At 38.0% G+C, this 21,525-nt stretch carries 25 protein-coding genes and 1 other RNA gene; 14 read left to right on the top strand and 12 right to left on the bottom strand.

The annotated features are described in order from the left end of the window. Positions 1–75: 75 nt before the first annotated feature. The gene (locus EA365_14795) at positions 76–798 is read right to left on the bottom strand and encodes a hypothetical protein (protein TVQ42656.1); all 723 of its coding nucleotides are present in this window, start codon (positions 796–798) and stop codon (positions 76–78) included. Between the two features lie 176 nt (positions 799–974). Between EA365_14795 and EA365_14790 the strand changes: the two genes are divergently transcribed. Next, positions 975–1,757, top strand: coding sequence for a sigma-70 family RNA polymerase sigma factor (locus EA365_14790; protein TVQ42655.1), 783 nt, complete (start codon positions 975–977; stop codon positions 1,755–1,757). On the opposite strand, the gene EA365_14785 is transcribed toward EA365_14790, so the two are convergent. Next, positions 1,754–2,077 carry a DUF565 domain-containing protein gene (locus tag EA365_14785; protein TVQ42654.1) on the bottom strand — a complete coding sequence of 108 codons (324 nt, stop codon included), beginning with the start codon at positions 2,075–2,077 and terminating at the stop codon, positions 1,754–1,756. The two genes, EA365_14790 and EA365_14785, sit on opposite strands and share 4 nt — an antisense overlap. A gap of 13 nt (positions 2,078–2,090) precedes the next feature. Beyond that, entirely contained in the window at positions 2,091–2,663 is a 573-nt protein-coding gene (locus tag EA365_14780) for a DUF3611 family protein (GenBank protein TVQ42653.1), read from the bottom strand. Positions 2,664–2,739: 76 nt separating this feature from the next. Here EA365_14780 and rnpB point away from each other — a divergent pair. The 3 genes from rnpB to EA365_14765 all read left to right on the top strand — a co-directional run bounded on the left by rnpB (position 2,740) and on the right by EA365_14765 (position 4,863). Next, positions 2,740–3,122: RNase P RNA component class A (gene rnpB / locus EA365_14775), an RNA gene on the top strand. A 23-nt stretch (positions 3,123–3,145) separates the two neighbouring features. Then, positions 3,146–3,856 (top strand): ribonuclease III, encoded by a 711-nt coding sequence (gene rnc / locus EA365_14770; protein TVQ42652.1) that lies wholly within the window; start codon positions 3,146–3,148, stop codon positions 3,854–3,856. Next, positions 3,853–4,863 carry a gfo/Idh/MocA family oxidoreductase gene (locus EA365_14765; GenBank protein ID TVQ42651.1) on the top strand — a complete coding sequence of 337 codons (1,011 nt, stop codon included), beginning with the start codon at positions 3,853–3,855 and terminating at the stop codon, positions 4,861–4,863. The genes rnc and EA365_14765 overlap by 4 nt, the downstream gene beginning before the upstream one ends. A 501-nt stretch (positions 4,864–5,364) precedes the next feature. Here the strand turns inward: EA365_14765 and EA365_14760 are convergent. Both EA365_14760 and EA365_14755 read right to left on the bottom strand, forming a co-directional pair. Continuing rightward, entirely contained in the window at positions 5,365–6,159 is a 795-nt protein-coding gene (locus EA365_14760) for a DUF4382 domain-containing protein (protein TVQ42650.1), read from the bottom strand. A gap of 81 nt (positions 6,160–6,240) precedes the next feature. Next, positions 6,241–7,002, bottom strand: coding sequence for a BMC domain-containing protein (locus tag EA365_14755; GenBank protein TVQ42649.1), 762 nt, complete (start codon positions 7,000–7,002; stop codon positions 6,241–6,243). Positions 7,003–7,164: 162 nt separating this feature from the next. Between EA365_14755 and EA365_14750 the strand changes: the two genes are divergently transcribed. Continuing rightward, on the top strand, positions 7,165–8,247 hold the full coding sequence (locus EA365_14750; GenBank protein TVQ42648.1) for a class I SAM-dependent methyltransferase: 1,083 nt from the start codon (positions 7,165–7,167) through the stop codon (positions 8,245–8,247). Here EA365_14750 and EA365_14745 read toward each other — a convergent pair. After that, complete coding sequence (locus EA365_14745) at positions 8,244–8,981, bottom strand: cytochrome c biogenesis protein CcdA (GenBank protein TVQ42647.1); 738 nt, start codon at positions 8,979–8,981, stop codon at positions 8,244–8,246. The two genes, EA365_14750 and EA365_14745, sit on opposite strands and share 4 nt — an antisense overlap. Before the next feature lie 47 nt (positions 8,982–9,028). Here EA365_14745 and EA365_14740 point away from each other — a divergent pair, with 47 nt between their 5' ends. The 4 genes from EA365_14740 (at position 9,029) to EA365_14725 (ending at position 11,800) form a co-directional block, all read left to right on the top strand. Beyond that, positions 9,029–9,796: a peptidase gene (locus EA365_14740; GenBank protein TVQ42646.1), complete on the top strand. Its 768-nt coding sequence runs from the start codon at positions 9,029–9,031 to the stop codon at positions 9,794–9,796. Positions 9,797–9,806: 10 nt separating this feature from the next. After that, positions 9,807–10,709 (top strand): hypothetical protein, encoded by a 903-nt coding sequence (locus tag EA365_14735; protein TVQ42645.1) that lies wholly within the window; start codon positions 9,807–9,809, stop codon positions 10,707–10,709. 155 nt (positions 10,710–10,864) lie between these two features. Further along, entirely contained in the window at positions 10,865–11,251 is a 387-nt protein-coding gene (queD, locus tag EA365_14730; GenBank protein TVQ42644.1) for a 6-carboxytetrahydropterin synthase QueD, read from the top strand. Between the two features lie 63 nt (positions 11,252–11,314). Beyond that, on the top strand, positions 11,315–11,800 hold the full coding sequence (locus EA365_14725) for an allophycocyanin (GenBank protein TVQ42643.1): 486 nt from the start codon (positions 11,315–11,317) through the stop codon (positions 11,798–11,800). A 70-nt stretch (positions 11,801–11,870) separates the two neighbouring features. On the opposite strand, the gene EA365_14720 is transcribed toward EA365_14725, so the two are convergent. Next, on the bottom strand, positions 11,871–12,176 hold the full coding sequence (locus EA365_14720; protein TVQ42642.1) for a DUF1232 domain-containing protein: 306 nt from the start codon (positions 12,174–12,176) through the stop codon (positions 11,871–11,873). Positions 12,177–12,361: 185 nt separating this feature from the next. On the opposite strand from EA365_14720, the gene EA365_14715 reads away from it, so the two are divergent. After that, positions 12,362–12,733 carry a hypothetical protein gene (locus EA365_14715; protein ID TVQ42641.1) on the top strand — a complete coding sequence of 124 codons (372 nt, stop codon included), beginning with the start codon at positions 12,362–12,364 and terminating at the stop codon, positions 12,731–12,733. Between the two features lie 57 nt (positions 12,734–12,790). On the opposite strand, the gene crtA is transcribed toward EA365_14715, so the two are convergent. Genes crtA through gshA form a run of 3 tightly spaced genes read right to left on the bottom strand, consistent with a single transcriptional unit; the run spans position 12,791 to position 15,329 of the window. Beyond that, positions 12,791–13,669: a cyanoexosortase A gene (gene crtA / locus EA365_14710; GenBank protein TVQ42640.1), complete on the bottom strand. Its 879-nt coding sequence runs from the start codon at positions 13,667–13,669 to the stop codon at positions 12,791–12,793. A 39-nt stretch (positions 13,670–13,708) separates the two neighbouring features. Beyond that, positions 13,709–14,185: a tRNA (uridine(34)/cytosine(34)/5-carboxymethylaminomethyluridine(34)-2'-O)-methyltransferase TrmL gene (gene trmL, locus EA365_14705; GenBank protein TVQ42639.1), complete on the bottom strand. Its 477-nt coding sequence runs from the start codon at positions 14,183–14,185 to the stop codon at positions 13,709–13,711. 1 nt (position 14,186) lies between these two features. Next, a complete protein-coding gene (gene gshA / locus EA365_14700; protein ID TVQ42638.1) occupies positions 14,187–15,329 on the bottom strand; it encodes a glutamate--cysteine ligase in 1,143 nt (380 codons plus the stop codon). A 123-nt stretch (positions 15,330–15,452) separates the two neighbouring features. Here gshA and EA365_14695 point away from each other — a divergent pair, with 123 nt between their 5' ends. Continuing rightward, positions 15,453–17,429 carry a HEAT repeat domain-containing protein gene (locus tag EA365_14695; protein ID TVQ42637.1) on the top strand — a complete coding sequence of 659 codons (1,977 nt, stop codon included), beginning with the start codon at positions 15,453–15,455 and terminating at the stop codon, positions 17,427–17,429. Further along, the gene (locus EA365_14690) at positions 17,426–18,079 is read left to right on the top strand and encodes a HEAT repeat domain-containing protein (GenBank protein TVQ42636.1); all 654 of its coding nucleotides are present in this window, start codon (positions 17,426–17,428) and stop codon (positions 18,077–18,079) included. The genes EA365_14695 and EA365_14690 overlap by 4 nt, the downstream gene beginning before the upstream one ends. 6 nt (positions 18,080–18,085) lie before the next feature. On the opposite strand, the gene gor is transcribed toward EA365_14690, so the two are convergent. Beyond that, complete coding sequence (gene gor, locus EA365_14685) at positions 18,086–19,444, bottom strand: glutathione-disulfide reductase (GenBank protein ID TVQ42635.1); 1,359 nt, start codon at positions 19,442–19,444, stop codon at positions 18,086–18,088. Positions 19,445–19,527: 83 nt separating this feature from the next. Continuing rightward, positions 19,528–20,097, bottom strand: coding sequence for a peroxiredoxin (locus tag EA365_14680; protein ID TVQ42634.1), 570 nt, complete (start codon positions 20,095–20,097; stop codon positions 19,528–19,530). 127 nt (positions 20,098–20,224) lie between these two features. On the opposite strand from EA365_14680, the gene EA365_14675 reads away from it, so the two are divergent. Together EA365_14675 and EA365_14670 are read left to right on the top strand one after the other, a co-directional pair. After that, on the top strand, positions 20,225–20,644 hold the full coding sequence (locus tag EA365_14675) for a transcriptional repressor (GenBank protein ID TVQ42633.1): 420 nt from the start codon (positions 20,225–20,227) through the stop codon (positions 20,642–20,644). Beyond that, positions 20,632–21,504, top strand: a complete 873-nt coding sequence (locus EA365_14670) for a transglutaminase family protein (protein ID TVQ42632.1) — start codon at positions 20,632–20,634, stop codon at positions 21,502–21,504. Before EA365_14675 ends, EA365_14670 begins: the two co-directional genes overlap by 13 nt. Positions 21,505–21,525 lie beyond the last annotated feature (21 nt).

The following is a 21,525-nucleotide window of genomic DNA, read 5'->3' as shown; positions in this document are numbered from 1 at the left end:
ATAGAGAAAGTTATGATTGAGTGAAAACGTTCCAATTAATCATAACTCTAAGCTTCCCTACTATTTTATTAAAATCTAGTCGCGACCGTTTAAAGCAATCAACAAGCGCAGAATAAACACAAACAAGTTGATATAAGTCAAATACATCGATAAAGCAGCAGCTAGATATTGTTCATCTCTGTAGCTTCTTGGTAAAACATAGAAATCAACAACAGCCATTCCCGCAAACAGAAAGACTCCTAATCCAGAAATAGCTATTTCTAACCAGGTAGGAGTAAAGATACCAAAGAAACTCAACAATACTTGAGCAACAATCACGATTAATAAAGCGATTAATCCCAATTGCACTGTTTTGGTGAGAGCTAAACCGTCTTCCTCTCCTAGGTTAGAGCCAATATTTCTCGCCACAATAAAAGTTATCCCACAACCTGCCGCAGCGATCGCCAATCCTTGAGGACCTACCCCTTGACTGTGGAGAGCGACAAAAACTAAACCACTGAGAGTATAACCAGTAAGAAGACTATAAAGAGCTAATAGGGGTAAAGCTGTACTATTATTACCCTTTGCTGCAACATTTTGAGCTACAAAGAACAAAATAATTTGTCCAACTAAGGCAACCATAAAAGTAGCCATAAAAGCAGGAGAGCCGATCATCCCCAAACCACCATAGATCCCTACCGCGGTTAAAATTAACCCACCACCCACATAGGGAAGAGCGTTAGGAATGACATTAGGTCCAATTAGAGCCTGTGTTTTCGCCTCTGTAATCGCTTTACGAAAATTACTAGTGTTACTCATATACAGTCAACAAAATTGATATTGATAAAGACTATTTATATTCTAACAAATCTCTCAACTGCGTGTTTATTCTGAGAGACAAAAATTTATTAGGCAACATTTCCGTAAATCAGACATGGTTTCTAACTGCACTCAATCTGACAATAATACTTAAGTGATTACCTGTTTGTGCAATTATGGATAGCTCAAATTCTTCTAATCTTGAATCCCGAGAACTTTTTCTAGCCTATTACCGTAAACCCTCGGTAAAAACTCGCAATCAGCTAGTTAAATTAAACTTAGGGTTAGTCAAAAAAATTGCCTATAGTATCAGCAGACAATGTGCTGAGCCTTACGAAGACTTGCAACAGATTGGCTATCTAGGGTTAATTAGAGCAATTGAGCGTTATAATCCCTGTTTAGGTAGTGCTTTTAGCTCTTTTGCTATTCCCTATATTCGCGGAGAAATATTGCACTATCTCAGAGACAAAAGCAATGTAATGAAAATACCCCGTCGTTGGCAAGATTTAGCGAAAAAAGCCGCAAAAATACGCAAAAAATACTTAGCTCAAAACGGTAATGCTCCTAGTGATTTAGAAATGGCTTGCCTTTTAGGAGTAACTATCCAAGAATGGCTTGAATGTCAACTAGCTTGTCAAAATCGTCTAACGGTTAGTTTAGATGTAATGGTTGGTCAAATGCTCGATAGTTCCGTTAGTTTTGGTGATACTATCCCCGATATTCGCGAACAATACCTACAAAGTCTTGAAGAAGAAAGACTTCATCTTGAAGGAGCAATCAATCAGTTAGAAGAGAAAACTAAAAGAGCAATTGAATGGGTTTTTTTACAAGACTTATCCCGAAAAGAAGTAGCGCAACGTATTGGTATGAGTCCGATGACAGTAACCCGACATTTGAAAAAAGGAATTGCTGAATTAAGTATTTTATTGAATTCTAACAACTTATCGGTAAGTATTTAAGAACCGATAATAAAAGCTTGTAAAAACAAACTATAGGTTAACCCAATTTTTAAAACATTGACGATGATCATCCACAGCGGGCGCTTTTTGCGTGAATATGACCAGCGACTAATTGTTTCTGTACCAATCAATAACACCGCTGAAGCAGGTACATCCCAAAAAGCCGCTTGTCCTGCTGTACTAACTATGGCAATACCCAGAAAAAATCCCAATAAAATACTAATAAATATTAAGGATATCGTCCGCCAGGGATTACTAAAAAAGGTTTGCAATCTTAAAACCTGAGTGTTAACTAAGGTATCTAAACGGGTTCTTTGCATAACTTCAATCAAACTAACGACTAATACGATTTAACAGCCATAATGAGGTAATTATACCAGTAAAATGAGCAGTAATAGTATTAGTATTAGCTTGGATAATTAATAAATCAATCGAGTTAACAAAATCTGTAGGTCCAGTTAAACCTATAGCAATTTGGGGACGAGCTAGAGACTTGGCTAAAACAATACCAACTAAAGCTTGTGCGCCAACAGTTGCCAATAACATACCAACCAAGTTAATGGTTAGACCGGTTTTAATTAATGTAATCGTATCTGTTTTTTTAGGACGTAAAGTTGGGTCTGGAGTTTCAATCTTCTTGGCAATTTTGCCATAACGATAAGCAAAGATAATGGCAATAACTAATAAGATTAAACTGATAACAGCACAAAAAATCCCAAAGCTTGTTCCCTGGGTTTGTTCTTTAGTCTCTATCAAAACAGGTGTAGCAAATAACAGGGTTACTGCTGAGACAACACCTAAGACAATTTGCAACCAAAAACCAATAAAACTACCCCTTTTTAAGGAAGTAACTACTCTTTCGACATTAACAGGCAAAAGACGGCTAATTTGGGAATCTTTAGTCATGGCTAAAATATCATACTTTATTTCAATTTTCCTATACTTTTGTTTAAACCGCCATATTTTGGGTAAAATAAATATTGAGAGTAGATGAGGTAGTTGCGAGTTCGTAATCTTGACCAAGATAGCGAGTTCGAGGAAAGTCCGGGCTCCCGAAAGACCAAACTTGCTGGGTAACGCCCAGTGCGGGTGACCGTGAGGATAGTGCCACAGAAAAATACCGCCTCTAAATATTATAGAGGTAAGGGTGCAAAGGTGGGGTAAGAGCCCACCAGCGATATCGAGAGGTATCGGCTCGGTAAACCCCGGTTGGGAGCAAGGTCGGAGGGTCAAGGGTTGGTCTTTTTCCTGTCCCGATTTAGGAGAACCGCTTGAGACATTTGGTAACAGATGTCCTAGATAGATAACTACCCTCTCAAGTGATCACTTGGAGAACAGAACCCGGCTTACGCTCTACTCTTTTTCTTTGAATTATTGATGTTAATTAAGTGGACGATCCGCGACGCAAAAAACAATTAATACAGCTACTGCATAAGTTCGGTTTAACCAATATAGAGTCTGTCAATCTGTCTCTGGTTGATTTGGCTTTAACTCATCCGACTATCTCTCAAGTAGCAAATTATGAACAGTTAGAATTTGTGGGGGATTCAGTAGTACGACTAGTAGCAGCAGAGTTGTTGCTAGAAACCTACCCAGCAGCACCAGTGGGAGATTATGGCGCTGTTCGCTCTGTATTAGTGAGTGACCAAACTCTCGCCGAAATTGCTGATAGTTATGGGATAGATCGTTATATCCTGATTACAACTCATTTTAATAATCCAGGAGCAAGAGTATCTCTATTAGCTGATACTTTTGAAGCAGTCTTAGGAGCACTCTATCTGAGTACTCACAATATGAGTCTGATTCGTCCTTGGTTAGATCCTATTCTCCGCGAAAGAGCAGCGGTGGTTTTAGCTTGTCCTGCGCGTCAAAATTATAAGGATGCTCTACAAGAATGGACACAAGCACAGCATAAAATACTACCTGTATATAAAGTCCAAGAAAATCATGGGGTAGAAGTACACCAAGCTAATCGCTTTAGGGCCCAAGTCTGGCTCAACGATCGCCAATTAGGACAGGGAACAGGTCGCACTAAAAAAGCAGCTGAGCAAGCCGCAGCTAAAGAAGCTTTCTTTACCGTAGTTATGCCACAAAAATGACCATTAATATCGCTATTATCGGTGTGGGACGCTGGGGAGTTCATCTCCTACGTAATTTCCTCAAGCACCCCTTAGCTGTAGTAGTGGCGATCGCTGATACTTCCACAGCTAGACTCGATTATTGTCAACAACATTTTGCTCTTTCATCAACACAACTATACACCAATTGGCAAGATATCCGGCTCAACTCTAATATTGATGCAGTAGTAGTAGCTACTCCCGCTTCTAGTCATTATGAACTTATTAAAGACGCTCTCACCCTAGGTTATCACGTCCTAGCGGAAAAACCCCTGACCTTAGACCCTAGTCAATGTCGGGAATTAACTCAATTAGCCCAAAAACAACAGAAACAATTATTAGTAGATCATACTTATCTCTATCATGGGGCGATCGCCACTGGTAAACAAACCTTAGATACAGGTAAATTAGGTAAAATCATCTATGGTTATGCTAGTCGCACTCATTTAGGTCCAGTTCGACAAGATGTAGATGTGCTCTGGGATTTGGCTATTCATGATTTAGCTATCTTTAATTATTGGTTAGGAGAAACCCCTACACAAGTACAAGCTCAAGTGAAAACTTGGTTACAACCACAATTACCTGATCTAAGTTACTTAACCCTTACTTATCCGAGTGGTGTACAAGCTTTAATCCACCTGTGTTGGTTGAATCCTGATAAACAAAGACGTCTATCTCTAGTGGGAACTCAGGGATGTTTAATTTTTGATGAAATCTTACCTCAACCATTAGTTCTACAAAAAGGTTATTTAGAATCTGTTGATCATCGTTTTATCCCCACAGGAGTATCTACAGAAGTCATAGAAGTAGAAAAAGTTGAACCATTGCAACAAGTTTGCGATCGCTTTTTAGATAAGATAAATTGCCACCACATTGATTCAGAATCAGCTAATTTAGCTACTCAACTAGTTACTATCCTTACTTGTTTGAGTTTATCTTGGCAAAATGACGGTCAAATAGTTACCGTACCAGATTATTTTTTCTCTTAACTTTTAATAGTACTATGACAATGAACCCATTTCCTAAAACCAAAGAAGGTTCAGGAATTTGCTCAAACGTGACAATAACATTTTCATCGAGATTATCTTTAGTAGTATAAACATAATCTAACGCACCTAGATCATCGAGAATATGAGCACGTAAAAATAAAGAACTGGTAATGCTTCTACTGAAACCGTAAAAAAATATAGAGAAAATCAGAAAAGACAATAAACTACGGATGGTTAAAACCTATGGTTCGCTCCACTGCTATCTGTTAAAACAGATGGCTAACTCTCGCTCACGATTTTTTTGTTTAGGTGGAGTTTGAATCTCTCTAAAGGTATTCTCTACGGTAGATAGCAAAGCTACTCCATCTAGATCTCCTGCGATTAATCCAATGGGAATACCCCACCTAAAAAGGACATAATCTGTTTATTCATTGATTTAATCCTCTTGGAGATCTGATTGAATTTTTACACAAATAAGCTCTTCGCAGCTTATGCTCTAATTTACCTACAATGACCTTCGCCAACGTGACCTAGACTGGCGATCGCTTTAGTTAAGGTTTCATAGTCTTGGGGTGATAATTGTGCTTGTAGGGTAGCTGAATCGATAACTAACTCACCATTTTGGGCTAAAGCAGCTAGAGGATCAAACCCCAACGCGTCGGTATTGAGAGGATCATCTGCAGGTTTATCCGCATCCCCAAAAATATGATCAAAATGAAAAGTTGTTTCTAACTCTGCTTCTCCCCCTGTTATGACAATACCTTTGCGTTCGTCTCCGATATATTCCCCACAGGTATATTCTAGAGGTTGAGCGATCGCTATATTAAAGTTAATCGTTTCTCCATCTCTAGTAGCTGTTCCTTGTAAGAGGATAGTTGCTCCTTCTTCTGAGGGTGTAACCTTCCACGATAAAGCGTTATAGTGTCCTGGTGGTGCTTGTATTTGAGCGACCACAACCACTTCATCTGTTGTAGCTAAATCAACGGTTTTAGACCTTTCTAACAACACTACGGTTACCACTGGTTCAAGGGGATTATCAGTAGCAGGGTCAAAAGGTGGCTCAGTTTGAAAGGCTTTAATTTCTGCTAGAGTAACATAGACATGGTCAAATTCTATTTGCCAATTATCTTTAGTCGTAAAACCTTCACGGACAAAATCTTCACCTTCAGCAACTAAGCTGAGTTTTCCATCCTCAGTCGCTTGTTTAACTAATGATTCCGAAGCAGTAGCAGTAGTCAAAGAAAGTAAAGACGCCAGTATTCCTACACCTAAAAGGGTTTTTATTTTTAGCAACATTGATAATTGTTTTGTAAATTATTACCACTGCTAATCCTAATCACTCTCATCTGGTTTTTCAATCCCCCCAGGGGGGATGAACTAGTCTTCTAACTCGATGGATAGAGGTACTCTAGTTACTTGTGGCAATTCTACTAATTCTTCTGTACCTACTTGATTAGGTAGGAGTACGGGTAGGGGTTTAGGCTGTTCCAACCAACAACTAGCGATCGGTAAAGTTTTTTCTAAATCTTCTAATAGTCTAGGAATAATCATTACTGCATTGAGACTACCGATGCGTTCTGCTTCATTCATCCCTGCTTCAATGGCTACTGCTACGTTAGATACTGAACCTCTGACGATCGCTGTACATAATCCTGACCCGATTTTTTCATAAGAGGTTAGTTGTACATCAGCAGATTTCAGCATAGCATCAGACGCACCTACTAAAGCGGGAAATCCTCTGGTTTCTAATAAGCCGATAGAATTATTACTCAAACGACTATAACCTCGTTGTTGTTGGGCTATTTCTGATAACTTACTGCCAATAGGGAAAATAGCTTCTAAATTGGGCATCGGACGAGGTATAACTAGATGAGATATCAATTGACCAAATTTATCCGCTGTTTTTGCCCCCTCTTCTACAGCTAGACGCACATCAGAGATTTTACCCCTAACTACTGCTGTACAATAACCACCCCCTATTTTTTCATAACCGACTAGGGTTACTTCTGCTGATTTAAGCATCATATCTGCTGTTCCTACGATAGCAGGGAAGCTTTGTGTAGAGACTAAACCGAGGGCGCTGTCTTGGAACTCATAATGTTGTTGCTTGGGTATTCTCCTAGAGGGGGATATTTTCATAGATTTTGAACAAAATATTAGTTAATCTTAGTCTTTAATATACTATCTTCTATGATACACCAAGGTCTTGACTAGGATTTAGTAACCATTATAGTATTATTTTATATTTAATATAACATTTAGTTTATAATAGTTCATAAAACTTTACATTGTGATCTGACCATGCAACCGATGTTTAACCTACAACAAGTAGAATTGAATCCGGATTCCCTTACTAAAACCGCTTACCAACTCTTTCAAGAAGCTAAAAATATTTTTAGCGTTACTCATAAAACGATTAGTAGTAATATAGGTCAACTAATCGTTAACACAGACAAAAAAGCAACTCCCCTATCTACAGAAACAATTCTGAAGATGCGTCAACGTCAACAGGATTTGATTGAAATTGATTGGAAAGAAGCCAAAGAAGGAATTTATCCCGAGAGTTTGTTATTTGACAACCCTTGGGATGAATTTTTCCGCTATTATCCCAGCGTCTGGCTAGATTTACCCTTAATTTGGCAAAAAGTCAGCCAAAAAGCCTATCAAGAATTTAGCCCTGAGATTAATCAAAGTGGTTATCCGCGTTATTATTTACAAAACTTTCACTATCAAACCAATGGTTATTTGAGTGATGAGTCAGCTAATCTCTATGACTTACAGGTAGATTTACTATTTAATGGCGCAACTGACGCGATGAGAAGAAGAGTTTTAAAACCTCTCAAACAGAGATTAGCAGGTTTTGACAGTCCCGAATATCGCATTTTAGATGTACCCTGCGCTACAGGAAGAACCCTCAAAATGATTCGCGCAGCGTTTCCCGAAGCTGCTTTATTTGGAGTAGATTTATCTCCTGCTTATCTACGCAAAGCTAATCAGTTACTTTCTGAGTCTTTAGGAGAATTACCCCAATTAATTCAAGCAAACGCCGAAGAATTACCTTATCAAGATAACTATTTCCACGGATTGACTAACGTCTTTTTATTCCACGAATTACCACCAGAAACGCGTCAACAAGTAATCGCTGAATGTTATCGAGTTTTGCAACCTGGTGGAGTGATGGTGATCGCCGATTCTATTCAACTTGAGGATCATCCCGAGTTTACCGATATGTTGAATAACTTCCCCATTACTTTTCATGAACCTTATTACAGAAGTTATATCAGCGATAATATCACCGAAAGACTATCCTTAGTAGGTTTTGAGAATATAGAAACTCAAACCCACTTTGCTAGTAAATACTGGACCGCTTCTAAACCTGTTTAGACGAAATTCGGTAAACGGTAAAGAAGAGATAGAGTCCCAAATCCTAATAATAAAGCACCACTGACAGGATTAATCCAACCTGACCATTTACGTAAACTTAAAAATTGGGTTAAAACACCCGCAAAACTTCCCGCTAGTACCAAAGGAGTAACGTAACCTACAGTATAGGCTAACAATAAACAGACTCCTAAGAGTAAATCTTCAGTACTAGCCACCCAAGCTAAGATACTAGCTAAAACAGGAGTGCTACAGGGGGAAGCTACTAAACCAAAAGTTAAACCCAATAGATAGGAACGTAGCGCAGGTGGAAAGTCAGGAGTAATCCAGTCGGTTGTGCCTAAAGAAGGGAAATTCAGCGGGACAATTTCTAAGAGATTCAGTCCCATAATAATAGCGATCGCGCTGACTATTAAAGGTAAACCCCAACCAATTTGTCCATAAACTCTACCTACAGAAGCGGCGATAACGCCTAATAAAGCTAAAGTAGTAGCCAAACCCAAAGCAAACCACAGAGACTGTAGAGTAGCTTGTGTTCTATTTTCATTTTGATAACCACCGATATAACCTAGAGTAATCGGTAACATAGATAACAGACAAGGACTCAGACTCGTCAAAAGTCCCGCTAATAAAATGATACCCACACTAAAGATACTTAAATGATTTAGTTGTTGAGATACCAATTGATTGGCGAATTGTTCGAGATAATAGAATTGAGTTCGCAGAAACTCCAGCATATTGTTTAAATCAGACTATAATTATCTTAATTTTAAGCTAAATTACCATGACCTATTGTTTAGGAATTATCAATCATTTTGGCATTGTGATGGGTGCAGATTCTCGTACCAATGCTGGAGTAGATTATATTTCTGCTTATAAAAAACTCTTTGATTTCACTATCCCTGGAGAAAGAGTGATTATTATTTGTACATCAGGGAATCTCTCTATTAGTCAAGGAGTGATTAGTAGATTAAAAAGAGATATCAAAAACGAAGAACCCCAAAACCTCTATAATTTTGCTCATCTCTACGATGTAGCGCGATATATAGGCAATAAAAGTCGGGAAATGCAGGAATTAGATCGCCCTTGGTTAGAAAAAGACAACATAGACTACCACTGCAACTTCTTACTAGGTGGACAAATTAAAGGAGAGGAACCACAATTATACCGAATCTACTCTCAGGGTAATTATATCCAAGCCACCCAAGAAACACCATTTTTACAAATTGGGGAGACTAAATACGGGAAACCCATTTTAGATCGTACTATTACCCAAGAGACACCCTTAGAAGCTTTAGCTAAATGTGCCTTACTGTCGATAGACTCAACCATGAAATCAAATATTTCTGTAGGTCCTCCTATCAATTTAATCATGTATCAAGCCGATAGCTTAGAATTACGTCACAAACTACAACTCAAATTAGGAGACCCCTATTTAGCAAAAATGCGTAAACTTTGGGAAGAATACGTACGACAAGCCTTTGAAGCGATGTCTAATATAGAATGGCAATATGAGGAGAATTCCTCAGCCGAAAATGTTCTCATCGATTAAGGTAAAAACCATGATTCGTAAAAATTTACCTCGTCTAGCGATCGCCACAATTGCTGTGCTCGGTTTATTAGAAACCGCTTATTTAACCCTAGCAGAGTTAGCAGGTAAAGCCGAGGAAATCTGCCCAACTTCAGGTTGTGTGGATGTTTTAAATAGCCCCTACTCCAAGATATTTGGTCTTCCTTTAACTTTATTTGGGTTTTTTGCCTATAGTACAGTAGCTATACTAGCCATTGTCCCTTTATTTATCCCTAAGAAAAATTGGGATAAAATTACCTGGTCAGGTTTATTATTCGTAACTACTACTATGGCTGTTAGTAGTTTATATCTAATGTACGTGATGTTTTTTACAATTCAAGCCTTATGTCCTTATTGTCTAGCTTCAGCTTTATTATCAACAACCTTATTTTTAGTTACCCTCTTAGCCCATAAATGGCATAATTGGCGTCAACTAACCACAATTACTGTTGTGGCAGCTATAGCGAGTTTAACAGGGGTAATGAGCGTTTATGCTAATGTTGACTATACAGCTTCTACACCACCTGCTGAAGTAGCAGTTAAAACAGGACAAAAAGGACCACCCGTTACTACTGAATCAACAACAGCAGAAATATCCTTAGCTGAACATCTCAAGTCAATTGATGCTAAAGTATTTATAGCTTATACCTGTCCTCATTGTCACGAACAAAAACAATTGTTTGGTAAAGAAGCAACCAGTATCTTAAACAGTATTGAATGTCATCCTAATGGTGAAAATGCTCAACCCCAACTCTGTGAAAATGCAGGAATTAGGGGAGTTCCCACTTGGGAAATTAACGGAGAATTGTATCCTGGGCTACAACCCTTAGAAAGACTCGCCCAATTGTCAGGTTATACAGGAACACAAGAATTTGTTTATCCTTTCCCCTATTAATATCGAATCGAAAATAAAACGATCTTGTTGAGTTAGGTGTTGGGTATTGGGTTTTAGGTTTTAGGAAATATTATTTTTATATAATACTTACTTCTGCCTCTTGCCTTCCATTATATTTTTAGCTTTCTCTCAATCCATTTCAGATAACAGAAACCATGAACACAGATCAAGTCTGGGTTATTTACAAAGAGTTTCGCTTTGAAGCAGCCCATAAACTTCCCCATCATCAGGGTAAGTGTCGCCGTTTACATGGTCATAGTTGGGTAGGGAGAGTATATATTCAAAGTAACCAATTAATTAGCAGTGGTGCTCAACAAGGGATGGTGATGGATTTTGGTAAAGTTAAGGAGTACCTGGATCCTTTATTAGAAAATTACCTAGATCATCACTATCTCAACGCCACCACGGGGTTAGAAAATCCTACTAGTGAGGCGATCGCTGAGTGGATTTTTAATAAATTAGCAGCGATGAACCTTCCTGGACTTTATGGGGTAGAAATTAGAGAAACCTGCACTTCAGGTGCTTATTATTCTAAAGGTTAAAACGTGATATTATTGTTTAGGCTATTGGATCTTAAAATATTTTACAGAATTTGTTTCGAGACTATGAGCATAGTAAGTCAAGTTATTCTCAAAGCCGATGATGAACTCAGATACCCTAGTAGTGGTGAACTCAAGGGCATCAATGATTTTCTCAGTACCGGTGAGCAACGTATTCGTATTGCTGAAATTATGGCTGAAAACGACAAAAAAATCGTCGAAGAAGCTAGCAAGCAATTATTTAGAAAACGTCCCGATTTTCGCGCACCTGGTGGTAATGCTTCGGGGCAACGTCAATATAACCAATGTTTGCGGGATTATTCCTGGTATCTCCGTCTAGTTACCTATGGTTTAATCGCAGGTAGCATTGAACCTATCGAAAAAATCGGCTTAATCGGTGTTAAAGAGATGTATAATTCTCTTAATGTACCAGTTCCAGGAATGGTGGAAGCGATTCGCTGTCTTAAAGAAGCTGCTTTAGCTTTACTAAACACCGAAGATGCTGCTGAAGCTGCTCCTTACTTCGATTATATGATTCAAGCTATGTCTTGATTGAGTGATCTTAAAGCTAATTTCCCCATTCTCTAGCTATCTAGGGTGGGGAAATCTTTTTTAAGCATAACTATTTAACTTCTATTACTGTTTCTACTGGTTGAGAATCAACAGTTACTAAATTTTCTTCGCTATTTTCTACTTTTTCGTTGCGGCGATTTTTACGATAATCTAAAGCTAGTCTAGATAATTCGGTAGTTAACAGAGTTAAGACAATACCATCGTCAATCCAACCGATAATAGGGAATACATCAGGAGAAATATCTAGAGGACTAAATAAATAAGCGATCGTTCCTAAAACAATTAACCAACGATATTTGGGATTGCGGACTTGATTGCTATACCAACTGTAAAAAGACTCGACTATTTGTTTCATTTGGGGAATTTCCTAACCAACAACTCTATTGTGTCAAATTTATCTTGAAAGGGAAAGTGGGGTAAACAACAATTTTCTCTCTAGTTTTCCATACCTGATGCTAATTTTGGTTAACTTTTTTAACATAATTTTGCTAATATTTAAGATAGGTTAACTTTATTAAGAATTTAGCAAGGGATAAAATCATGGCTGGGCTTTTTGGTCTATTTGGTGGTAAAAATAAAGACAATGCCAACGGTAAGAATAATACAGGATCTTTTTTCCTAGAGCCAGATGAGGCGAAAACTCTCGGAAATCTAGAATATATGCGCTCTTCTGACAAAATCAGACGCACTTTCCCTAAAACACGCACCAATCAAGTTACCGAAATAGTTAAAGAGGTTTCTTCTTTAGAAGTATCTGCACCATCGAATCAATCTAATCGAGTCAATACCCCTTCTACCCCTGTACAATCTCAGAGTGAAACTCAATCTCAACCTGAATCTAAACCTGCTCGTCGCGGTAATGACTCTAGTTTAGATTTATTCCGTCAAATGGCAAAGGATATCAAAAAATAACTTGATTTAACTAAAAAAAGAGGGTAGGTAATTTACCTACCTTTTATTTTTGTTCACCTAGCTAGCTAACTCGATTTCCTCGCTATCTTCTTCTTCATCCTCCACAGTAAATTTAAGTAGAGTAAAGTAAAAGACAGAGAAAATTAAGACAGCGATTACACCTATAAGTAATGCTCCATCTCCTTCATGCCAGTAATCAAAAGCTTCTTTTTGACCGTAGTTAAGCAATAAACACATGGCTAGCACTCTAATCAGATTAACTATATAGCCGATAGCTGCAGCTATGATTGGCACTATAAAATTATGAATTCTTTTGATAGGAAACATTACTAAAAATAAGATGGATATCCCGAATACATAAGTCATAGCTTCAGCCCCTGAACATTGTCTGGCAACTATAACTGAGGTTTGGGGTAAATGAAGTCTAATCCCATCTACAGCGATATTATAACCCATCGCCCAAAGAAAAACACTAGCTACTTTAGCTGTCAGAGGTGATAAATCCCAGGGACTAAGTATTACACTAGGCATACTTAAACCGAAGAGAATAGTTAATTCACGCCAATATTCCTTAAACCACTTAAACCCTGCGGCTAATAAAGCTAAACTAATCCCAAACATTAAAGGACTAACTCTAACAATTACTTCAATGGTATTAACAACAATATCTAAAGTCAAGCCAGACAAAGTTATTAAGATTAAGATGACAGCGATAACTATTGCTAATGGTTTAGTTTGAAATTTGAGGGTTTCTTTACGATCCCAAATCAAAGATCCAACCCCTGCTAAAAATAAAGCACTCATCCCTATATGAGCTACGTCGTCTAATCGCCACAATATGCCAAAATAAATGGTAAATAGGGCTGTTGCTATTAATAAAAGCCAAAAATAAGGTTTTTGTAAGATATCTTCTGGTAGCTTATTATTTATGCTCATGATGCTTTAATTTCTTGTTTATCAAAATTATAAACTATGTTATTTTTTATCGTTGCTTAACTTTGTACTCAATTGACGTCTTGCTTCAAATAAACCGATCGCCACACTTACTGATAAATTTAAACTACGTACTTTGGGTTGACTCATGGGTATATAAAGTTTAGCGTCACAAAGTTCTAAAATAGGTTTAGGTAATCCTGAAGTTTCACTCCCAAATAATAACCAATCTCCTGACTGGAATTTCCAGTCTAGATAGTTATGATTACCTGAGACGGTAAAACCTAGTAATCTCCCTCCTCTTTGTTGTTGCAAGGTGCTAAAGTCTTGATATTCTTCGTGATGATGAAGATTAACGTAGGGCCAATAGTCTAAACCTGCTCTTTTGAGATGGCGATCGCTTATTTCAAAACCCAATGGACCTACTAAATGTAATTCCGTTTGAGTTGCTGCACAAGTCCGCGCTATATTACCTGTATTAGGGGGGATTTGAGGTTGAACTAAAACCACCTGAACCATATTAAGCTACCAAAAGTTGAGCACAGATTTTACTTTCTAATTCTTGTTCTTGTTTAGCCATAGTTTCTATGCCTAGGGTGATAATTTCTGCTATGGATAAACCTTCTGAGTATTGTTTTAACCATTGTTGCGCTTGATTTCCCTGACTGAGAATCTGTTTAACGGGAGAGAGAAAACAACTAAACCCTTTTTGTTTGGCTAGGGGATATACTTCGTAATAGAGTTGTTCAATCCATTCTCTAGCTATAATTGTTTGTCCATTTTGCCAATGGTATAATTGAGCTTCTAGACTGTTTTCGGCTACTTTTTGTTCATTACTATCAGTTAACTCCAACATTTCTGCTGCTGATAGAGAACTTAATCTCAGTGGATCTAGTTCGGGATTTTCCATTAATTGAGTTAAACGAGCTTCTAACAGAGCAATTACCCCGAGCATTTGCACAGGATCTACCATTAAATCACAGATACGTAATTCTAACCGATTGAGTAGATAAGGGCGGCGATCGCCATTAGGTCTTACTGATGACCACAAGTGACGTACGTTACGCATTGTACCTAAGCGTAGTTGTGCTTCTGTCCAATCGATAAAATGACGGTGACTAGTAAATAGAGGTACTTCCTGTGGAGTTTTGGGGAACATTTGCCAACGGGTGGAGTGATACCCTGTTACCTGGTTATCTAGAAAAGGGGAAGAAGCGCTCAAGGCTAGATACAGAGGAGCTTCTAAGCGTATTAACCTACAAGCACGAATTAGGGTTTCAGGATCACTAATGCCAATATTAATATGGATACTCGCGGTGACTACTTTTGTGCCATATGTTGCCTCTATAAAGCTATGATAGGGGTTATCGGGATCACAGCGATAAAAGCGATCGCTATTCCCTAGAGCTAGAGTACTGCCAGGAATTATTGTATAATTATTTTGTTCTTTTAAATATTTGCGTAACAGTTGTCTTGGTTTTAGTAGAGCACAAAGCAGGCGATCGTAAGAGCACAGAGGTGCTGTTGTATATTCTACATTGCGACTATCTGGCTCTCTAACGAAACCTGCTAAATCTCTGACAATCTTATCTGAGAAACCTACCACATCTCCTGTGGGAGTTCCCGTATACATTTCTACTTCTACACCTTTAGATAGTAACACAATTTTTCTGCCTTAGAAGAATGTCTTAATCAATTACTTTACCAGAAATCTGACTGTATCTCATTTTGTTAAAATTAATAATCAGAGGTTTGCCAAAATTCTTGTCTAGGGGTTTATGATCCGATGAATCACAATCAACCATTTTGTTGGTGGTTACTGAAAAATAATCGTTATTTACCATTTTATCAGATATTTTGGTTAGATAGTCTCAGAGAATTTTTAACCAATCAGCAACAGGACAATTCTACAGAAAATCTCTTAGGAGAAATTGTCCCACTTTTTTGGCAAGAAGATTTATGGCAAACTCTGATTAAACTTTGGCTTACTCTCCTAGAAGATGATGCTTTAGAATATCTGATAACTTTTTTAACCGAAATAGAAACCCCCGAAAACTATCAATTTAATAATCTTTTTTTAGCGGCTAATTTTGCGCAAGATTTAACTGAATATCAAACCAGCTTATCAAGCCTAATTAAACTTCAACAATATTTTTTAGATTTGACCCATTATGAACTAAATTATCAATATGAGCCTTATTTAGATTCTCAAGCTACTAACCTGGTTCAAACCATACAATCTTTAGCAATCTTGTCTCTAGGTCGTTTAGTCAAGATTTTCCCGGAAAATTTTAACCTTTTAAAAAATCTGAGTATTCATGATCAGAAATGGTACTTAAGACAAGCAGCAATAGAAGCTATTGCCAGTAATTTAAATTCTTGGCAAACACAACAACCAGAAGCAGAAAACCAGATTTTTAATTTACTCAAAGAAAGAGCACAAAACGACGAAGATGCACAAGTAAGAAAAAAAGCCATAGAAGCTATTTCAACTTATTTAAAATCTCATGAAGAGACTAGACAATTACTCAAATACTGTGCTCTAACTGATGAAGATCCCTATGTACAACAGACTGCTATTAATGCTTTAGCTATTGGTTGGCGTAATCATGAAGAGATACGTACCTGGTTGAAAAATCTAGTTCAATCAACTCATGACTCCTATCTACGAGAAACAGTAGTAGTAGCTATAGCTCAAGCTTGGGGAAAAAATGAACAAACCCTGAAAATAATGCAATCCTTAGCAGAAGATGAGGAAGAGTCATACGTTAGAGGGATAGCATTACAAACGATTGTCAAAAAATGGTCTAAAAATCCAGAAACTTTGATTCTCTTGAGACAAAGAGCTTTTTTAGATCCAGATGAATATGTAAGAAGTATAGCTGTTCAAGCCTTAGCTACAGAATGGGGAGATCAACCTCAAGTGGTTATCTGGTTAAAAGAAGCGGCTTTTTTTGACCAAGATGAATATGTAAGAAGTATAGCTATTCAATATTTATCACAACGGTGGAAAGGTAAAAAAGATATATTCAAATTCTTAAAAGAAATCGTGCAAACCGATGATAATCAATATATCAGAGGAATAGCTATTCAAGAATTAGCCAAAGAATGGCAACAAGAAGCGGGAATATTGGCAATGTTGCAAGAATTGAGCGAAACAGACAAATCAATTAGCATCAGACGTACAGCGATACAGGCGATCGCCAGGGAATGGCGTCAAGAAACCTCTATTTTTCTCTGGTTACAAAAAAGAGCTTTAACAGAAACAGACGTAGAAGTCAGAATCGTCGCTTTACAAAGTATGCTCCAATATGGAGAACATACCATCGCCTTGTTACCCTGGTTAAAACAATTAATCCTGACTGATGCTATCTCAGAAGTGCGGGTAATCGCCTTACAAGAATTAGCTAAACATATCAAGACTGAACCAGATTTAGCTATCTGGCTTACAGAAATAGCTACACAAGATGAACACAGTGGTATGAGAAGCACTGCTCTCAAAGAATTAATTAAGCATACAGATAGTTTTACCCCAGATTTGTTACAATTCTTAATAGATAAAGCAATTAACGATCGCTTTGAGCGTCAATATCCCTTTGAATCTAACCCTAGACAAATTGCCCTAGAATTAATCATTAAATATTATCCCAATGCTTTAGAAACCAAATCTCTACTAGAAGATAGAGCCAAAAACGACCCTGACGAAGAGGTTAAAACCTTAGCTACAGAAGAATTAACTAGATTAACTCAAAAAGAAATATGACCATAGAAGAAATTAGCACCCAATTAGAAAGTCCCAATTCCCGCGATCGCCTTTTAGCTTTAGTAGCTCTCAGAGAAGTACCTCCAGAAACAGCAGTACCATTAATCAAAAAAGTGCTGCAGGACGAAGTATTACAAATTAAATCAATGGCGGTATTTGCTTTAGGATTAAAAATTACTCCAGAATGTTACCCTTTACTAGTTAAATTTTTGGAGACAGATCCAGATTACGGGATTAGAGCCGATGCAGCAGGAGCATTGGGTTATTTAGGGGATAATCGAGCTTTTGAACCCCTAGTGAGAGCTTTTTACGAAGATACAGAATGGTTAGTACGTTTTAGTGCTGCAGTATCACTAGGGAATTTACAAGACATTAGAGCGAAAACAGTATTATTAGAAGCCTTAAATAGTCCAGAAGCAGTCTTACAACAAGGAGCGATCGCCGCTTTAGGGGAAATAAAAGCAGTAGAAGCGATCGAGGCTATGCTAAAATTTGCCCAATCAGAAGACTGGTTAATTAGACAAAGACTAGCGGAAGCTTTAGGGAATTTTAACACACCTCAAAGCATTTCCGCTCTTAAATACCTAGCCAAAGATCCTCACCCTCAAGTATCTCAAGCGGCGCTAATCTCTTTAGAAGGTATAAATTAACCGATTTTACCTCATGGTGACAAATTCTTCAGCAGAACTAGGATGTATCCCTACGGTAGCGTCAAAGTCGGCTTTAGTCGCTCCCATTTTCACGGCGATCGCTACTCCTTGAATAATTTCGGCTGCGTAATCCCCTACCATGTGCGCTCCAAGCACTTTTCCTGTGTCTTTCTCTACTATTAGTTTCATTAGGGTTTTTTCTTGTTTACCTGGTAACACGTAATACATGGGACGGAATTTGGTCTTGTAAATCTCGATCGCCTCTTCTCCATAACGAGATTTAGCCTCTTCTTCGGTTAAACCTACTGTAGCTGCTTCAGGATAACTAAATACAGCAGATGGTACATTTTCATGACTCATTAATCTGGGTTTTCCACCAAATTCTGTATCAGCAAAAGCGCGACCTTCATTAATCGCTACGGGAGTTAAATTAATCCGATCTGTACAATCTCCAACGGCGTATATATTGGGTTGGGAAGTGCGACTATATTCGTCAACGGCGATCGCTCCATTTTTTACTTCTACTCCTGCGCTTTCTAATCCTAGGTTAGCAATATTAGGAATCCTTCCTGTAGCTGCTAAACTCACTGCATCCACTAGTAAGATTTCTTCTTCTTCTTGGTCTTGTTGTTTAATATATACTTTTAATCCTTCCTCTGTTTTTTCTATTTTGCTGGGTATAGTATGAGTGAGGATATTAATACCATGTCTAATCATTTCTTCTTGAATCGTGGTTCGAATATCTTCATCAAAACCGCGCAAGATTTTATCTTTTCTTACTAATTGAGTTACTGTTGTGCCCAAATTGTGCATAATGCAGGCAAATTCTACACCAATATAGCCTGCACCAATGATTAAAATATTTTTAGGTTGTTCTGGTAGGGTAAACATTCCATCAGAAACCATCGCGTGTTCGATTCCGGGAATATCTGGTTTAACTGGATGTCCTCCTACTGCTATTAAAATCTTATCTGCAGTGATTTTTTTCTCCCCAACTTCTAGAGTATGGGGGTCTAATAATTTAGCATAGTGGGGAAATAACTCAACTTGGGAATTATCTAACATCTTTTGATAAATTCCGTTGAGTCGGGTAACTTCATCATTTACCGCTGTAATCATCTTTGACCAGTCTAGAGTACTACTTACAGGACTCCATCCATAGCCTACAGCTTCTTCAAATTGTCCAGGAAAATGAGAAGCGAATACCATTAATTTCTTGGGTACACACCCTCTATTAACGCAAGTTCCCCCTAATCTATCTGGTTCAGCTATTCCTACTTTAGCTCCATATTCTGCAGCTCGTCTAGCGGTAGCTATTCCACCAGATCCTGCTCCCATTACGAATAAATCAAAATCATAACTCATCTGTTATTTCCCCCTATTAATATTAAAAAAGGCAAAGAAAAGACTCTTTGCCTAGTATTCTAACAATACTGTTATTTCAGACTTTAACCAACAAAAGCTTTACGAGGCTCACAAACTCCTGTAGGTTGAGTACCTTTGAGATAGGCTAACATGGTGTCTGCATCGGATACCTCAAAAGGATCTGTAGGACAGTTGTCAGCAAAATCTGGCTCGATAAACATTTTCTCAATTTTGCAGTCGTTAACAAACATAGAGTAACGCCAAGAACGCATACCAAACCCTAGGTTGGATTTATCTACGAGCATTCCCATTTTACGGGTAAATTCACCGTTACCATCTGGTAGTAATTTTACTTTCTCTGCTCCGATTTCTTTACCCCATTTGAACATTACAAAAGCATCATTAACTGAAATACACATGATTTCATCAACTCCTAATGCTTTGAACTCTTCGTAAAGTTCTTCGTAACGAGGTAGGTGATTTGAGGAACAAGTAGGGGTAAATGCACCAGGTAACGAAAATACGATTACTTTTTTACCGCCAAAAATTTCTTTGGTAGTTGTGTCTTGCCAACGGTAAGGGTTGGGTTTGATTGATTCGTCACGAACACGGGTTTTAAATACTACGTCTGGTACGGTGTCTAGTACTGGCATATTTACCTCTTTAAAATATTTATTTTTGACTCTATCTCAGAATAATTCTTATTTAGGAATAAGTCAATAGTAATAAATACTTATTTTAAAGTAGTGTTATAATCAAAGAATAAGAAAAATCTTTAAGATGATAATGAAAGCTCATCAAATTATTAACGCTCTTAAGTCTAGAGGACTTCGCGTTACTCCACAACGATTCGCTGTTTATGCTAATTTGTTAGGACGTCGTGATCATCCTACTGCTGAACAAATTCTTTTGGATCTCAATCAAGATAGCCCCATTTCTTCTCAAGCGACTGTTTATAGTTGCTTACAAGCTCTACAAGAGGTAGGATTAGTTAGACAGGTTTTATTGTCCGAAGGTGTGTGTCGTTATGATGCTAATATTGAACCTCATCACCACTTTTGTTGTGAAGTCTGTGGGGCGATATCTGACCTGGATTGGGATATTCTCGATGGTGTTAATCTCGATAAACTCCCTTCTGGTTTACGCGCTCAAAGTTATGAGTTAGCTATCTATGGTGTCTGTGATCTATGCGCTATTTAATTAAACATAAAACAACCTATCAATATAATCAATCAGTAATTCTCAAGCCCCATGTAATCCGCCTGCAACCTCGATCCGATGCTTGGCAAAAATTATTGCGGTTTGAGTTAAATATAGATCCACAACCAGAGGGTATCTCTCACACTACGGATCTCGATGGTAATTATTTGATTCAAGTTTGGTTTACTAAACCTACAGAGCAATTAGTAATTAATCTAGAGTCAGAGGTAGAAACCTATAAGGCAAATCCTTTTGATTATCTGCTTGAACCCTGGTCAATACAACTCCCCTTAGATTACCCTAGTTCTTTCAAAAGTCTAATTACTCCCTATCTGGAATTTTATCAGGGTTTTGTTGACCCTGTATCCTTAAAATTAGCTCAAGAAATCTCCCTACAGGTAAACGGTGATGTCACAGCTTTTTTATCTACTCTGAATCAACATATTTATAATCATTGTCGTTATCTCCATAGGGAAACAGGAGATCCTCTCCCTCCAGGGATTACCTGGAATTCTCAACAGGGTTCTTGTCGTGATTTCGCTGTTCTGTTTATGGAAGTATGTCGAACCGTGGGATTACCTAGTCGTTTTGTCAGTGGCTATCAAGAGGGCGATCGCGAACAAGAGCGACGGGATTTACACGCTTGGGCCGAAGTTTATCTCCCTGGTGGAGGTTGGCGCGGTTACGATCCTACCCATGGTCTCTTAGTCAGCGATCGCCATATAGCCTTAGTAGCTAGCAGCATATACAGTTACGCTGCTCCTATTGACGGAGGTTTTACCCCCGTACAACCTTTTCTGGTTACCCAACTAAGTCCTGAATCTTCCCTCGAAGCAGAAATTGACCTAGTTTGTCTCTAGTTAAACTCTTCTGAGACGTTG

Source organism: Gloeocapsa sp. DLM2.Bin57, assembly GCA_007693955.1.
GTDB lineage: Bacteria > Cyanobacteriota > Cyanobacteriia > Cyanobacteriales > Gloeocapsaceae > Gloeocapsa.
Note: the sequence above shows the minus strand (reverse complement) of the source record. Positions and strands in the feature narration are given on the sequence as shown.

Bases quoted from the DNA above. Each gene is read 5' to 3' on its own strand.
- EA365_14725 (TVQ42643.1), top strand. From the start codon at position 11,315: ATGAGCATAGTAAGTCAAGTTATTCTCAAAGCCGATGATGAACTCAGA.
- EA365_14750 (TVQ42648.1), top strand. From the start codon at position 7,165: ATGCAACCGATGTTTAACCTACAACAAGTAGAATTGAATCCGGATTCC.
- EA365_14760 (TVQ42650.1), bottom strand. From the start codon at position 6,159: ATGTTGCTAAAAATAAAAACCCTTTTAGGTGTAGGAATACTGGCGTCT.
- EA365_14735 (TVQ42645.1), top strand. From the start codon at position 9,807: ATGATTCGTAAAAATTTACCTCGTCTAGCGATCGCCACAATTGCTGTG.
- EA365_14755 (TVQ42649.1), bottom strand. From the start codon at position 7,002: ATGAAAATATCCCCCTCTAGGAGAATACCCAAGCAACAACATTATGAG.
- trmL (TVQ42639.1), bottom strand. From the start codon at position 14,185: ATGGTTCAGGTGGTTTTAGTTCAACCTCAAATCCCCCCTAATACAGGT.
- EA365_14695 (TVQ42637.1), top strand. From the start codon at position 15,453: ATGAATCACAATCAACCATTTTGTTGGTGGTTACTGAAAAATAATCGT.
- EA365_14720 (TVQ42642.1), bottom strand. From the start codon at position 12,176: ATGAAACAAATAGTCGAGTCTTTTTACAGTTGGTATAGCAATCAAGTC.
- EA365_14780 (TVQ42653.1), bottom strand. From the start codon at position 2,663: ATGACTAAAGATTCCCAAATTAGCCGTCTTTTGCCTGTTAATGTCGAA.
- EA365_14675 (TVQ42633.1), top strand. From the start codon at position 20,225: ATGATAATGAAAGCTCATCAAATTATTAACGCTCTTAAGTCTAGAGGA.
- EA365_14715 (TVQ42641.1), top strand. From the start codon at position 12,362: ATGGCTGGGCTTTTTGGTCTATTTGGTGGTAAAAATAAAGACAATGCC.
- EA365_14670 (TVQ42632.1), top strand. From the start codon at position 20,632: ATGCGCTATTTAATTAAACATAAAACAACCTATCAATATAATCAATCA.
- crtA (TVQ42640.1), bottom strand. From the start codon at position 13,669: ATGAGCATAAATAATAAGCTACCAGAAGATATCTTACAAAAACCTTAT.
- EA365_14690 (TVQ42636.1), top strand. From the start codon at position 17,426: ATGACCATAGAAGAAATTAGCACCCAATTAGAAAGTCCCAATTCCCGC.
- queD (TVQ42644.1), top strand. From the start codon at position 10,865: ATGAACACAGATCAAGTCTGGGTTATTTACAAAGAGTTTCGCTTTGAA.
- EA365_14785 (TVQ42654.1), bottom strand. From the start codon at position 2,077: ATGCAAAGAACCCGTTTAGATACCTTAGTTAACACTCAGGTTTTAAGA.
- EA365_14745 (TVQ42647.1), bottom strand. From the start codon at position 8,981: ATGCTGGAGTTTCTGCGAACTCAATTCTATTATCTCGAACAATTCGCC.
- gor (TVQ42635.1), bottom strand. From the start codon at position 19,444: ATGAGTTATGATTTTGATTTATTCGTAATGGGAGCAGGATCTGGTGGA.
- EA365_14740 (TVQ42646.1), top strand. From the start codon at position 9,029: ATGACCTATTGTTTAGGAATTATCAATCATTTTGGCATTGTGATGGGT.
- EA365_14765 (TVQ42651.1), top strand. From the start codon at position 3,853: ATGACCATTAATATCGCTATTATCGGTGTGGGACGCTGGGGAGTTCAT.
- EA365_14790 (TVQ42655.1), top strand. From the start codon at position 975: ATGGATAGCTCAAATTCTTCTAATCTTGAATCCCGAGAACTTTTTCTA.
- EA365_14795 (TVQ42656.1), bottom strand. From the start codon at position 798: ATGAGTAACACTAGTAATTTTCGTAAAGCGATTACAGAGGCGAAAACA.
- EA365_14680 (TVQ42634.1), bottom strand. From the start codon at position 20,097: ATGCCAGTACTAGACACCGTACCAGACGTAGTATTTAAAACCCGTGTT.